Source organism: Vibrio sabulosilitoris (genome assembly GCF_055391395.1).
Genome location: NZ_AP029601.1, coordinates 184924 through 197537 on the forward strand (window position 1 = coordinate 184924; position 12614 = coordinate 197537).

The window sequence follows — 12614 nt, forward strand, 5'->3', positions numbered from 1 at the left end:
TTAGTACTTAACTGTGCTCTTATTTTCAAATACGGTGACCAGTGTTCGCTTCCCATTTTCTAGCGCACACAGATAGGTAAAATCACCATGAGGCATGCTCCACGCCTCTACAGTTTTATCCGGTCCGTATTTTCTAGCTTTATGTTTGAGGACTCGTTCTGGCAGTGGAACTTGTTCAAGTTTTGGGTTATTAAGACGCTTCACAAGCGATTTGAAAGGCCTTCTCGGGTCACCCGTAGAGATTTTATCGATATACGCTTCAAGGGCGTGGTAGGTGATGTAGAGTGTGCCCATCGCGGGAGTTTCGTATGGCTCATGTGGACGATAGTACTCATCGAAACTCACGGTAACATCTTCTTTACTCACGTCATCGGTAAGCTCAGGTAAAAATTCACTCGGTTTCCTGCAGACCTCTATGGTAACACCTGCTAATCGAGTTCGAACAAAGGCAGCATAGCCGAAAACCTCGGACTTTGATGAACTGGCGCGTGACAGTTTTTTAATGGCGCCCCGGCCGACGTACAATTTGATCCCTACACCATCAAGAACTTCACAGTTGAAGACCTTACGTTCGAATAATAAGTGTCGGATAGCAGCAAGTTCTGCAATTAACGTTGGATCATTACAATCAAACTCCACCTTCATGGTCAAGATGCCACGTTCTTTAAGCCCCTTTGACCAAAGCACAATAAATGTTTTGGGGTCAGAAGTCTTGAACGGGTAGGTGAAGAGATTCATCATTGCTGTTATTCCTATTTAGCTGCTGAATGGATTTTTGCGAATTGTCTCAGTGCAGAACTACTACATGTTGATTTTTTACGATAGAGGTATCCGCCGACATAACCGACAAGATCTGATTGTACACCATACTGACTGGCGATCGCCAAAGCCTGGCCAGTATCGGACTTTTTGAGGTTGTCTTTCAATTGCTCCAACTCCCTACCAAGCTCTTTGTATGCGGTTCTAATTGAGCTTTGGTTGATCTGTGCCACCTGCCCTTCCTCTTTGCATGAGCGGATTGCATCAGCAATCATATTGACGTTACGAACATTGCCAATCGCGATTTGAGTCTCAAGGGCAATATAAAGGCCATCGATGGTAAGCTCCGGCAGATTTTCCATTAGTGACTGAGAATAGAAATGAGCTCGAAACGGGCTGTTGTTGAGAGCGGCAGATTTAGCAAGTACCGCACAGGCAAGCGCCTCCAATTGTACTCGTTCTCTGCTGCTGACCAACGGGCTAATTTTGCTCTGTTGCTCCCGTAACGTGTCGCCAATTTCCTTTGGATGGCCAACGGCTCTCTTAGTCAATGACAATGCCATGTTTGCCGCATTGGTGATACGGTTTTGCGGTTTAGAGTACCGAAGGTGAGTGTAAATGCTGTCACCTGCAGCCGGGTAATCATTGTTAAGTGTGAGTAATTGAACTAGGTTGGAAGCCACTTCCGGATCATCGCGAGTCGTGTCAAAGATTTGCTTTGTGTCGTCGATCGCTTCTTCGAGGTCAGGTTCGGTCAATTCACCGTTTAAGAGCAATCGGCCACCTATCTTCGTCGTACTCAGTTGGTAATCACCACGCTCTTTGAGCTCAGCAAGTGCAGGTTGGCAGTGGTGCCTATCTACTAACTTCAGCAGCAAGTCACTTGCTAGGGATTGGATTAAACCAGGCGCATCTTCTATGTGAGTCATAAGTGCCGGCAGAGGTAACATTCGGACAACACGATTTAATAGGAAAGGTTTCAGTTTCAATAGCTCGTTCGACGTGTACTCGGCACCCAATGGTGGTGGGAGCGTAGCATAATACTGCTCAAACCACTGTTTTTTGACTCTTCTAAAGAGCTTACGGTACTGCTCAACTGTACAACTGAAAGCGATCTGCTCATATGGGCCTATTTCACTCGCCTGGACTAACTCGTTTTTTGTTAGACGAGATTTGATCTCAATAAGTATCACTGGCGGGTTATCGATTAGCAAAAGGCTTCTGCAGATACGTTCGATCCGCTGGTGGTGTGCTCTGTCGTACTCAATTATCACGACAAAGCAGTTTGATGCTGTTTGTTTTGCACAATCAAACTTTTGAATTTGTACAAAGTCCAATGAATTCAGTACTTTTGCTCTAAGCATTTGACCGTGTTTGTGCACAGCAAGGCCTGAACTACAGTGGATGTAGATCGCAGAATTTTGCATTTTCAGTGTTTCCGTTGTGCGGAAGGTAAATCGAAGTTTCTAGCACAGATTACTACACAACTGATCAACAACTCAACAACGTTCTGTTTAAAGATCGATGAGTTTTGTGATGATTGATGCTCTATTAGTGGTGCCAACAACTGCCAGGTCATAGCTGCAATCGAGAATTGAGGAATAGTTCCTGAGAACGTAGACTGCGCGTGGACAGCATGCTGTTTCAAAGATGGCGATCTCAAGCTCTAGATCATTGAGCTCTGGTAGGACACCAACGATACGCGTCGAGATGGTATTTGATAAGTGCTCCGTGATCTCGATAGAGCTTAGCTGACGGAGACTTTTCGACCCAATAACAAGTTGAATAGAAGGGTTAAGCTCTATGGCTTCTTCAAGGATCAAGATTAGTTCTAACTGATTTGAGGATGGTATGACGAGATCCAGTACCGCAATGCCATGATTGGGAGTGTATTTATTACTGACTATCTTAGGTGCCGGGTGGGTTGAGTCTAATGGCAGCGTAACGCCATCTATGGACTGTTCAGACTGTAGGAGCTCATGTGCTCTACTTCGGGTGGGTTCAGTAGTGAGCCTGGCGATCAGGCCAACAATGCCAGCAATCGCCAGTATGTACCAATTTATTTGGTCTCCGAGCAATGAATAGAAAGCTAAAACCATCGAAAGAGACTGAACTAGAGCACTCCGTGGCATTGTTCTCAAGTATTCGAAACGTAGATGGCGCAGGGGCCAACTTCATCGACTTTGCAGATAGCTATAAGTGCGCTATCGATAATCGAGGGTGTCTGCCACTTGCTCACCGGTGCCGGTTCCTCATTGGCGTCGAGAACGGCCCACTCAAAAAATAGCTCAGGGTCATCATCGCTTAGTTTGATGATCGTCGTCTTTGACTTTTCCTGCTTGAAGTATGCGTGAAGTGCATCGTAACCGATTGGCAAACCCTCAGCAACAGCATAGCCAAGCTCGTCATGATTAAGTTTAACGTTTGAGATCGTCATAACTCGTAGTCCTTCTTTATTGTTTATATTGGCTATCTTACCGCACGAAATTAGCGATCACCGCGAAAACCCGGCATAAGAGGATATTTGAGCAGTTTCATACACTCAGTAACCGTGACTCCATAGATATTGGCAAGTTGACTCAGCGCGAGTGAACGAAGCATAAAGACTTGGTCTGGATCCAGTGTTCGTGAATACCCCCCACCCTCATCTGGGTGTTGTGTATTGTTCTGGTAGATACCAATATACAAGTTGGTTTCTTGCCACTTAACTGTAAGCGATTTGCTGTCCTTGGTTTGTCGAGAGAGAACTAGCTTTGGTGGCACCTCCCCGATGAACATTAGGTATTTACACAGTACGGGCAGCTCTCTAAGTGGATCGCACTGGAAAACTAATTTGCTTCCCCAAGCATTTTGCTTTGCGTCATCAAGAGTAGTGAGCTCGACTGCCAATGTAGGTACGTCTGATGGGTTCCTCACAGCACTCAACTGCATGCAGGTCGGTCCAAAGATGGTCAATTGTTTGCCGTATTCACGCATGGCTCACTTGTCCTATTTTCTTTTTGAATAGGTAGATCTCAGGGATAACTGGTATAAATCCATTATGCGTATCATCGAGCAAAGCTTTCGGATCTTTGGGCAGTTTATGGATAGGCGGCGATTCGCCATGCTCTACGAACACGATCAATGGTGATGTGGCCTTGATGATATAACGCTGCCGTTTACCAGATTCATTGAGATAGTTGATACTTTGTTGAGGGAAAAGCTTTATATGCTTAACAATCGCGTACTTCTCACCTATGGCGAGGTATAGCTGTTTCAAATCGTCGGTTGCTACATCGTCGGCTGACTTGATCAAAACACCGGTGTCTGGGCACATGATAGGCTTTGCATTATCCTCGACGATTTTCTCTGCTTCCTCTTTCTCGATATAGTCAACTGATAGGCCTTTATCCGACCACGCATAATTTATACGGTAGGTATCAACTGGCGCCGCGTTGACTCTTCGATATATGCTTTTGAGCAGGACGGAATTATTGGCCTCTCTTATCGCTTTTTGGCGCTGATGATACGAGGGGATCTTTTCGTTAATATCCTCTTTAAACTTGGTTTTGAGATGGTTGATATCATCGATTAAGTCGCGCACCTCCTTCTCTACAGAAGACGACACAAAGATAGTGCCGATAATACGAATTGGATGCATATTTGCAGTGTCGGTGCCATGCTGAAAGCCATAGTTCTCAAGCGCTTCATCGATGTCGACAGGCTTTAACTGCAACGGTCTACCGTCGTGAGCCACAAGCTTAAAGCTTTGGCAGCTCACGTAGTTTGTTCGAGTGAGCTTCACTAACTGCTTTATCTTGTTCTCGATTTCAGTCAGTCTGTCCTCAATTTGTCCCTTTGTGCCTGCCCAGTCAGATGCTTCCATGCCATTCCTCTACTAACCTTCAAATTGTTCGGATTCCTCAGTCTGCTCAGCTGCTTCTAGCTCTGTTAGCCGGGCCACGGCTTTCTTTATCAGGCCTTTGCTACCAAGCGCCGAAATGAAGGGGATCAAAAAGAACACGGGCACGAGGTACTGACCGTAAGAGGTAAACAAGCCCATAAGCCCCGGTGCGACGATGGGTAGTAAAAATACAGCGATGAAGCCAACGAGGGCGTACAGATTGAACTGACCAAACACCTTTCGAGAGTAGTTCGTCTTACTCTCGTGAATTTTACCGTTAACGCTCAATGCGTGAATGTAAATCTGATCATTGTTCGTTGTGTAAGCAATAGCAACTTCATCTCCAACTTGCATCAATCCATCAACATTGATGTCCATATTTACTCGAGTTAGCATCGACGCTCCTAGTTCAAGCGCGCCATAATGAGCCATGCTTTTCTCAAGCCTTTTATCGCTAAAGCTACCAATTTTTCCTCGGCGGATCTCAATCATTGTCCAAATTATCCTATAGTTTGCTGAACTTTATCTCATCCTTGATCTTGAGCAATTTGCGTTGAATGAGAAGGAGTGACGCGACTGTAATACCAACAGCAGGAGCAACAAAATGCATACCGATATACGCTGCTACTGGGACAGTAACGAAGGCGGCCAAAACTGCCAGTAAGCCAATTCGCTTATTGTCTATTGGCTGGTAGTTTTGATCAATTATCACTTGTTCGGCATCTTCATCGTCCACAAATATAATGGCCTTAACATATTTCACGCCATAGGCAGACCGATATATAACGGCTATATCCGTTGCTAGATGAGAGCACATTTTAAGTGTTGCTAGGATACCATCACTCACTACAAAGAAGTAGAGTGAATCACTTTCTCGGTCTTTGTTGGTAAATGTAATATCTCTGATGACGTAGAGTTCTTTATGGTACTTTTTCGTCTTACCCACGCCAACGATTCGGTTGTAATAAATATCCATTATGCCAGCTTTTGTTCTTCACGTAGATCAATAGTAACATCCCGTTCACTTAAACACCGAAGATATAGCAAGGATTGGGCAAAGTAGGTAAGGTGGCTGAGCAAAATGTGATGGCGAGTTCATCACTAATGAGAGAGAAAACAGTGTTTCGTTGGAATTTGCTAGTTTTTTTATGGAAAACTAGCAGAAAAACCGCCACGATAACATGGTCTGCGTAACCGTCCGTGACTGTCAACCAACCAAGCCCCCACAAGCCCTCCGCTAAAGAGGCTAAAGCCAAAAAATTCAGAATTTAGTTGTTCATGCGTGCAAGATCGCCTGATGTTATAAATCTGAGAATTTCAACAAGTGGAAGATTGACGTTGATAATTGTACAATAAGACTCGAATTCGTCAACCGGTAAGATGCCCTTAAAATGACCGAGCAATCAAATATAGAACAGAATAAAAACTCATACCCCTTTTCGTTGATCTTATACCCCAAAAACCCAACGGCCCAACTGGTACTCTCCCCTATCACTTTTTCTCACTTATATGGTATTTTAAGAGATTTGTTAAGACCATTTGAACATGACGTGTTTATGCAGCTTTGTTCAAATTACATGCAAAAGACAGCCTATAACAACCGCATCGATAGCTTCTTCAACCACCATGGAAGTAATGAGATCGAAGCATTTAATGGTTCGGCTGAGGATGTCTACATGAGGGATATTGGACAACAGATAACGAGCATCGCTGAGGACTCATTTTCGTTACTGAAAGAACCACTTTCTGATGACACGACTTCGGCAGGTCAAGTGCCTGGTGTTCTGTTCTTTAATGCAATTGCTGAGACGGAAAACGCGGAGCGTTTCTTTTCTTCGCTATTTGCGAAATATCAAGCGAGTGAAGCCCCGGCCCCGTCACTCCACCGATATGTTCTGCATCTTGATCCGGCGACACTAGAAGCCATTGAGGAAGCATTTGGTACTGATTACCACCCAATTGCTAATATTGGCTTACTGGTTTAGAAGGATGTGATCCTCAGCGAGTCTTCAAGTCGTGATAGCACTCTTTCACCTACTTCAGTGACCGTTGGTAGCTCAACCTGAAAAGCACTGGCTATCGCCAAAGTGTTGCTTTTATATGTCATAGAAAATACTGCCGCTAGAGACACAACACAGCTTAATGCGAGTAGAGTTCTTAACGAACGAGTCATTATCATCATCGAATATCCTCAAATAAAATCGGGCAACCATAGAGTCGCCCTTTCATCATCTATTCTGATATGTGCTTAACCAGGCGAACGAGAATGATGCCAGCAGAGGCACTTTCCATCTCTTGACCGTCTTTGAAGTCGATCATTAGGGCATCGTATCCTGGCAACGGATTCACGTCATTTGCATCGGGCGTAGACGACCAATAGGGTGCATTTAACGCCGATGGGAAAAACTCAATACTGGTGGCTGGCGAGATACACCGATAGTCTACTAACGATTGAAGCTCTTTGATATTTGGTAACCGAAACCCACTATGCTCTCCAATGGTTGTATTCGCTGGATCGGCCGCGGCGATGAGTGCACTTTGCCAGTCATTGAACGATATAGGAGTGCCTGCGCATGAGTTAGTTGTTTCATTGTAGGTTTCACCAAGGTTGCACCGACTCCAATATAAGCCGTTGCTAACATCGAGTATTGTTCCATCCATCTGATCAACGAATTGGCCTCTAGGATGGATCTCTGGGGTGTCATCAATACACTCTTGCGCAGCAAGACCGGTGCTGACGAGTGCGCCTAGTACAATGGGTAAGCTTGTAAGTTTACGTAGCATTATTGAGCTCCCTTTCGGACGGCGATGATGCCTGCACCTAATGATTTGTGACAAAGCTGGATCTGACCTTTGCTCACATTAAGACACCAAGCCGATCCTTTGTTATTCAGGGCTGTCGAGCCTGAGTGAAGGTACGCAGCTTCATTCAGGTTCGGGAAATAGTCGACAGCTTCTTCATCAATCTTGACCCCGTAGTTGTACAATGATCGGAGCTCACCAGGTGATGGCATTCTCCAGTCATTAACACCACAAAGAGATTCACTGTTTAGCGCTCCAATGTATGTTTCGGTGTTGCAGTATTGTGGCGTCTTAGAGCCGTCTGCTGGTCGATAATATTGACATTCTGATGAGTAGGCAAAATCTGGCATTTCAGGATCGAGTTCCATTCTATGCCCCTCTGTACCCGCTACACCTCCGTTGATGGTCTTATTTGATTCGTACCAACTGTAAATAGACTTGGCTTTTTGCCAGCTAAATAGTGATGAGTTGCCCGGTAGTTTTGCTTCAATAAAGAGGCCGGTACGGACATCTTTTACGCAGGTAAAGTCAGTCGCGGTATCGGGCAGCGTGTTGCCATTGCTGTCTAGTTTTATGAACTTGAATCCGGCATGAGCTGCAGTTAGCTCTCCTGAGTTGTCAAATCCATAATCAGCATCTTGGTTAGGGTATTCCGGATTGGGCTTGGTCGAGTCAAAATTCACGCCATCAAAGTACGTATTAAAGCCAGTGTCATTTAATCCTAGGTAACCAGGAATAAAGATAGTGTATTCATCAACATCACCCGGCTCAGCGCCATCAAGGGTATCGAAGTTGAAAATCAGCGACTCACCACCCTCGGGCAATTGATCATCGATGATATGTATCCTAGTGCTCGTAGTGAGCGACAATGCAGGAATAGTCAGTGTAAAGTCTTCAGCTTCGATAGTGTAATCAGCATCTGACGCAGTTCCACTTGGTTTCAAGCGTACTTCAACGTCGTTACTCGTATAGTGGCTTAAGTTGAGCTCAAGCAGAGTGCTAGAGCCTTCCACAACAGTCTGAAAGTCATCAGCAAACTCAATTTTTGGAATTCGGTCTGTATCTGAAATACTGATCAGAGCGATATCGTTAGTAAATTCAATGTTGATGTCACTGTCAGTGGGCTCGGCCACACGCAGCGTGAACTGAGTTAAGCCCTCATAGGTATTGTTATTTCTTATCGTTACCGGGATATCGAAGCTACGGGTCCCTTCAGGAATGGTCATCACACTGTCGATGGCATTGTAGATTGCGTGCGGGCCGCTGCTCGTTGCACTACCATCTTCTGTTTTGACATGTATTGGTGTAGGTTGCTCAGTCGCTGAATCAAGAGTAAGGCGCACCTTCATTTGCGATGTGCCGCTGCTAGGCTCGCTAGAACTAGCATCTTGAGCAAGTGTTACAACGACCGTGGGTGCTGGTGGCTCAACTGGTGGTGGCTCAATCGGATCGCGATCTTTGAAATCATCATCGCTGCTGTTGCACCCAGTCAAAGCAGCTGCAATCGCAATCGCGAAAACAGAGAGTTTCGTATTCATTATCGTCCCTTAAGGAGTATCTAGCAGAGGTTTTTTTGAAGTTTCGTTGGAAAGTATACTTGATAAGTGTCTAAATAGTGAGTGTTTTTTCGTCAAGAAGGTCTGCTCATAGACAAAGAGTCGGGTTTATCGATCTTTAAGGCAAAAGCGACTTATCTATCGCTGATCTAGGCAACCTGCTTACATAGATCCTGCTGTTGTCAGAAGAGTGCCTACCAGTAATGTCGACATGGCAAAAATTTGAGCACGTGGACATCACATAAAATGGGTCAAACTGGGCGTAAATCAGAGAGCTTTTTCGGCGACATAGGCCAGTACACGCTGTGTGTTTTGGATATCAGCTAATGCATTGTGGCTTGAGCCCTGAAATTGCAGACCTGCACCTTCAACACTTGCTGAGAGGCTAATTGAGCCATATCGGTTGGTCGATCCAAAAAAATCTGCACAAATGTCGTACATAATGCACGGAGCTGAATTATCAAGCCAAGTATGATCTGAGAGAGCCTCTTTCGGCAGCGAGCGGCGCATTGCAGCTTCATCAAATTCACGATTGAACGCAGTCCATGTCCGTTCTCCAATGATATCTCGAAGTTGAGCGGCCACCACATCAAATGTAGGGGCACCAATGAGATCTTTTTCAGTAAGGCCATGTACCTCGTAAGCCCCGAGCTCGATTGGTTCTGATGTATAGACCAGTGAATCAAGCAGCGTTTTACCTGTTTTAGCCGAAATGGCAGCAATAGAGATCACAAAGCCCGTCAGTGATGTGGTCTCGCAATCTATCAAAACGGTGTCGTTTTCAATCAATCTCTGAGCCCTACGGGCGGCGAAGTTTTGCTTTGAGTGCCGTTTACTGTTTTCAGCCAGTCGTCGCGATGAGTCGACTTGAGCATCACTTCGCTGTTTGGTGCTGCGCGCGCGCATAGGCACGCACTGAGACAGTTTGAAGCAAGGCACATCATTGTAATAGCCTTTGTATGAGTACTCACTCATCTGGCCGGGTTTCGGCTTTACACGGAACAGCTCCTTGAGCGTGGTTTTATTATGAAAGTGCTCTTCACGTAGACTGGCAGCATGCTCACGACGCTCTTCGAAGCTCATTGTCTCAAAGCCAGGAATTAACTTGGTGTATTTCTCAAGCGCAGTTTCCATCTAACCTTCCTCCTCATTCAGACCGGGAATACCGTGTAACCCGTCAGCCCTAAGCGCTTGGCAAACAGTTTTGCGGCACTCAAGCTATCAAAGGGATACACGCCGTAGCTCTCAAGCGTAGCCAATGCATCTTCGGTTGATGCTACCATCCAGATCACGCCATGCTCAATAGGTCCATCGGTTTTGGTCAGTGTAACAACCTGCTCCGTTAGCTCGCCTTTAATGTTGATCAGTTTGCGTTTTTTAAGCGAGACATAATCTAAGTTTGGAGCGACTAACGTTCCATCGTGCTTGATGTCTTTTGGGATCGTGCCACTGGTGATCATGACAAGAAATTTATGCATTACGCCGCACTCTCTGTTGGCAGTCGAGGCGTCAAACTATTGGAGGCGAGCCACAAGTCCCAATATTTACGCCGACCAATCCGACTCGATAGTGAACGGTTGTTACCAAGCACTCTTTTCCATTCTAAGCTTCGGCGCATCGAGTCCTTAATAGACCAGCCACCGTGATATGAAGGCTTTACAAATAACCACTTATGGTGCCAAACGGTTTGTGAGTGTCTGATCTTACCGCAGTAATAGCTGTCACCTGACTTCTTGATTAGCACCGACGCGGTGATGGTAGGCTCGTGAGCCACATCAAAGTCGCGGCTGAGCATGAGACAGAGGCTTTTTGCTTTGCAATCGTAGCGAACAATATTGTACTCAAAATCCGCAGGTGCAGCGTTGAGGTAGGGTTCAGAGATGAACGGTTCAAGTATTTCAGCTAGGTACTCTTTGTGTACCCAAATGTTGGAGCCCATTTTCTTGCCAACCGGCAACTGACGTTTGATACCCCACTCTTTCAGCTCAGCGACTAATTGTTCCATACCGACCTTCAGTACCTTTCCTTAAGTACACACGACGAAACACCCTATCAGAAACAGTGTTTCGTCAGAAAACTGATGTTCATGTTACCACTGTCGGTGTGAATTAAAAATTAGGGTCATTACGATCAATCTCTATCAAAGCAACACGACCATCTAGCCGAGGTCAACGTTCTCAAACCGCGGGTGGCCATGAGCTTTCATGTATCGCAAAACAGGTAAGATATCTTCGTGCGCTTCTAGGAGTGCAGCTTTTGCTTCGGCGTAGGCTTGCTTGGAGTCTCTTTTTTTGCTGATGCGGCGTTTTAATTCATGAGTTATTTTGCTACCGTCATCCCCAATCACAGTCCATGAGGCTCGATATTGGTAACTCGTATCACCAAAGAAGTCGGTCTCTTGGTGTAAATAAGGCTCCATCGTGCGTGGCAGGCGATACAGATAGTTGGGATCGCTCACAAGAGCGGGCCAAAACTCACCCCAAAGCTCAAGCCCTAGGTTTTCGCGCTTGGTAAGTGCTTTCTGTAGCCCTGCTTCACTGCCTATTTTGGTAAACCCAACCGTTCTGTTGTACACCTTACCATCCGGTCCGGTGATGTAGATTTTATAGCTATTCGATTTGGCTTTTGTGATAAATCTAGGCATGAGTCCTTCACTGCATTTCCTTAAAAAGACAATGAAATTATATCCAACTGGATCAATAAGCACAACGTTATGATTACATACCTAAAGGTGCCCCCCCCCTTCAAAACCCATCCGCGCACCACGCCGGCACCTGGCGCGCGCGGCGACCTCGCTTCTTTGCCAATTCCCCTCCTCCGTTAATATTGAGTGCACCGGCGATCGCTGCCCTACCCCAACCAAGCGCACGTTCCCATTGCCCGGCCCGCGTGAAGAAAGATAAGAAAGATAAGAAAAAAAAGACAAAAACAACACGCCGTTGCTTATGGCGGCAAAGGACCTGTTTTCTGGTAGGGAGGTGGCGGCGGTGGGTTAGCCACTAGAACCGTGAGGTATGTAATCACTTTTTGATTTGAGATGGTTGTTTTGCTGTGGGTACCGCTTTAAAGTTGCGGCCAAAATGAGTATCCTTTAATGGAAACCTCGCGCTGACGCGCAATCAAATGTCGCTCTTCCACACGACAGTTCGCAAGATAATCAGACGCTTTAAAGCGCTCTCACACAAGGGTGTAATAATGAATAATGCAGATGCCTGTTTTGTCGCCCCAAAAGGTGCAGAACCCGTACATAATCTCGACTCTAAGCCGAACGACAATATCGTAAAACTCGCCGCACAAACTGGTGTCGTACTTAATTCCGTCGCCACTATGATACGCGATCAGGGGCTACCCTTTGACGGTCTATCAACGACGCAAGCGCATTGGCTAGCAGTTGTCGGCAATGCACTGACTCGAGGTAATGTTACGTCGACCTATGAGAGTGATATTTCTCCCTTTGCGGAGATTGGTATTAAGCTGTCGGACCTCGCGCTGCGGGATCTGGTTAAACTCGGAAATGTTATTCTGCGCTCACGCGGCGAATTGTCATTAGAGCAGTGCATGCTGAAGATTTAGAGATTTACTTTGAACAGAGGCAGCGCTGTCTGCCTCTCTAC

Annotated in this window: 16 protein-coding genes; 2 read left to right on the forward strand and 14 right to left on the reverse strand. The window is 45.8% G+C overall.

All coding sequences use genetic code 11. The annotated features are described in order from the left end of the window. The 8 genes from ACZ5R2_RS23740 to ACZ5R2_RS23775 all read right to left on the reverse strand — a co-directional run bounded on the left by ACZ5R2_RS23740 (position 1) and on the right by ACZ5R2_RS23775 (position 5618). A complete protein-coding gene (locus ACZ5R2_RS23740) occupies positions 1-741 on the reverse strand; it encodes a hypothetical protein (RefSeq protein WP_464900671.1) in 741 nt (246 codons plus the stop codon). 11 nt (positions 742-752) lie between these two features. Beyond that, positions 753-2186 (reverse strand): hypothetical protein, encoded by a 1434-nt coding sequence (locus tag ACZ5R2_RS23745; protein ID WP_464900672.1) that lies wholly within the window; start codon positions 2184-2186, stop codon positions 753-755. 87 nt (positions 2187-2273) lie between these two features. Then, positions 2274-2891, reverse strand: coding sequence for a hypothetical protein (locus ACZ5R2_RS23750; RefSeq protein WP_464919477.1), 618 nt, complete (start codon positions 2889-2891; stop codon positions 2274-2276). Between the two features lie 5 nt (positions 2892-2896). After that, positions 2897-3196: a hypothetical protein gene (locus tag ACZ5R2_RS23755; RefSeq protein ID WP_464900674.1), complete on the reverse strand. Its 300-nt coding sequence runs from the start codon at positions 3194-3196 to the stop codon at positions 2897-2899. 50 nt (positions 3197-3246) lie between these two features. Then, a complete protein-coding gene (locus tag ACZ5R2_RS23760) occupies positions 3247-3735 on the reverse strand; it encodes a hypothetical protein (RefSeq protein ID WP_464900675.1) in 489 nt (162 codons plus the stop codon). Then, complete coding sequence (locus ACZ5R2_RS23765; RefSeq protein WP_464900676.1) at positions 3728-4624, reverse strand: DNA replication terminus site-binding protein; 897 nt, start codon at positions 4622-4624, stop codon at positions 3728-3730. The genes ACZ5R2_RS23760 and ACZ5R2_RS23765 overlap by 8 nt, the downstream gene beginning before the upstream one ends. 12 nt (positions 4625-4636) lie before the next feature. Then, positions 4637-5134, reverse strand: a complete 498-nt coding sequence (locus ACZ5R2_RS23770; protein WP_464900677.1) for a hypothetical protein — start codon at positions 5132-5134, stop codon at positions 4637-4639. 13 nt (positions 5135-5147) lie between these two features. Further along, the gene (locus tag ACZ5R2_RS23775) at positions 5148-5618 is read right to left on the reverse strand and encodes a hypothetical protein (RefSeq protein ID WP_464900678.1); all 471 of its coding nucleotides are present in this window, start codon (positions 5616-5618) and stop codon (positions 5148-5150) included. 415 nt (positions 5619-6033) lie between these two features. Between ACZ5R2_RS23775 and ACZ5R2_RS23780 the strand changes: the two genes are divergently transcribed. Then, the gene (locus ACZ5R2_RS23780) at positions 6034-6627 is read left to right on the forward strand and encodes a hypothetical protein (RefSeq protein WP_464900679.1); all 594 of its coding nucleotides are present in this window, start codon (positions 6034-6036) and stop codon (positions 6625-6627) included. Positions 6628-6874: 247 nt separating this feature from the next. On the opposite strand, the gene ACZ5R2_RS23785 is transcribed toward ACZ5R2_RS23780, so the two are convergent. The 6 genes from ACZ5R2_RS23785 to ACZ5R2_RS23810 form a co-directional block, all read right to left on the reverse strand. Beyond that, positions 6875-7426 (reverse strand): Lcl C-terminal domain-containing protein, encoded by a 552-nt coding sequence (locus ACZ5R2_RS23785; RefSeq protein ID WP_464900680.1) that lies wholly within the window; start codon positions 7424-7426, stop codon positions 6875-6877. Continuing rightward, a complete protein-coding gene (locus tag ACZ5R2_RS23790; protein WP_464900681.1) occupies positions 7426-8982 on the reverse strand; it encodes an Lcl C-terminal domain-containing protein in 1557 nt (518 codons plus the stop codon). Before ACZ5R2_RS23790 ends, ACZ5R2_RS23785 begins: the two co-directional genes overlap by 1 nt. Positions 8983-9267: 285 nt before the next feature. Then, positions 9268-10134 (reverse strand): 3'-5' exonuclease, encoded by an 867-nt coding sequence (locus tag ACZ5R2_RS23795; RefSeq protein ID WP_464900682.1) that lies wholly within the window; start codon positions 10132-10134, stop codon positions 9268-9270. Between the two features lie 17 nt (positions 10135-10151). Further along, the gene (locus tag ACZ5R2_RS23800; RefSeq protein WP_464900683.1) at positions 10152-10478 is read right to left on the reverse strand and encodes a hypothetical protein; all 327 of its coding nucleotides are present in this window, start codon (positions 10476-10478) and stop codon (positions 10152-10154) included. Next, positions 10478-11005 carry a hypothetical protein gene (locus tag ACZ5R2_RS23805; protein WP_464900684.1) on the reverse strand — a complete coding sequence of 176 codons (528 nt, stop codon included), beginning with the start codon at positions 11003-11005 and terminating at the stop codon, positions 10478-10480. The genes ACZ5R2_RS23800 and ACZ5R2_RS23805 overlap by 1 nt, the downstream gene beginning before the upstream one ends. 153 nt (positions 11006-11158) lie before the next feature. Further along, positions 11159-11644 carry a Fe3+-citrate ABC transporter substrate-binding protein gene (locus ACZ5R2_RS23810; protein ID WP_464900685.1) on the reverse strand — a complete coding sequence of 162 codons (486 nt, stop codon included), beginning with the start codon at positions 11642-11644 and terminating at the stop codon, positions 11159-11161. A 551-nt stretch (positions 11645-12195) separates the two neighbouring features. Between ACZ5R2_RS23810 and ACZ5R2_RS23815 the strand changes: the two genes are divergently transcribed. After that, entirely contained in the window at positions 12196-12573 is a 378-nt protein-coding gene (locus ACZ5R2_RS23815; RefSeq protein ID WP_464900686.1) for a hypothetical protein, read from the forward strand. Positions 12574-12614: the final 41 nt, after the last annotated feature.

Excerpts from the sequence above, each read along its gene's own strand:
- ACZ5R2_RS23750 (WP_464919477.1), bottom strand. The coding sequence starts at position 2,891 with ATGCCACGGAGTGCTCTAGTTCAGTCTCTTTCGATGGTTTTAGCTTTC.
- ACZ5R2_RS23815 (WP_464900686.1), top strand. The coding sequence starts at position 12,196 with ATGAATAATGCAGATGCCTGTTTTGTCGCCCCAAAAGGTGCAGAACCC.
- ACZ5R2_RS23795 (WP_464900682.1), bottom strand. The coding sequence starts at position 10,134 with ATGGAAACTGCGCTTGAGAAATACACCAAGTTAATTCCTGGCTTTGAG.
- ACZ5R2_RS23785 (WP_464900680.1), bottom strand. The coding sequence starts at position 7,426 with ATGCTACGTAAACTTACAAGCTTACCCATTGTACTAGGCGCACTCGTC.
- ACZ5R2_RS23805 (WP_464900684.1), bottom strand. The coding sequence starts at position 11,005 with ATGGAACAATTAGTCGCTGAGCTGAAAGAGTGGGGTATCAAACGTCAG.
- ACZ5R2_RS23780 (WP_464900679.1), top strand. The coding sequence starts at position 6,034 with ATGACCGAGCAATCAAATATAGAACAGAATAAAAACTCATACCCCTTT.
- ACZ5R2_RS23745 (WP_464900672.1), bottom strand. The coding sequence starts at position 2,186 with ATGCAAAATTCTGCGATCTACATCCACTGTAGTTCAGGCCTTGCTGTG.
- ACZ5R2_RS23740 (WP_464900671.1), bottom strand. The coding sequence starts at position 741 with ATGATGAATCTCTTCACCTACCCGTTCAAGACTTCTGACCCCAAAACA.
- ACZ5R2_RS23765 (WP_464900676.1), bottom strand. The coding sequence starts at position 4,624 with ATGGAAGCATCTGACTGGGCAGGCACAAAGGGACAAATTGAGGACAGA.
- ACZ5R2_RS23810 (WP_464900685.1), bottom strand. The coding sequence starts at position 11,644 with ATGCCTAGATTTATCACAAAAGCCAAATCGAATAGCTATAAAATCTAC.
- ACZ5R2_RS23775 (WP_464900678.1), bottom strand. The coding sequence starts at position 5,618 with ATGGATATTTATTACAACCGAATCGTTGGCGTGGGTAAGACGAAAAAG.
- ACZ5R2_RS23800 (WP_464900683.1), bottom strand. The coding sequence starts at position 10,478 with ATGCATAAATTTCTTGTCATGATCACCAGTGGCACGATCCCAAAAGAC.
- ACZ5R2_RS23760 (WP_464900675.1), bottom strand. The coding sequence starts at position 3,735 with ATGCGTGAATACGGCAAACAATTGACCATCTTTGGACCGACCTGCATG.
- ACZ5R2_RS23770 (WP_464900677.1), bottom strand. The coding sequence starts at position 5,134 with ATGATTGAGATCCGCCGAGGAAAAATTGGTAGCTTTAGCGATAAAAGG.
- ACZ5R2_RS23755 (WP_464900674.1), bottom strand. The coding sequence starts at position 3,196 with ATGACGATCTCAAACGTTAAACTTAATCATGACGAGCTTGGCTATGCT.
- ACZ5R2_RS23790 (WP_464900681.1), bottom strand. The coding sequence starts at position 8,982 with ATGAATACGAAACTCTCTGTTTTCGCGATTGCGATTGCAGCTGCTTTG.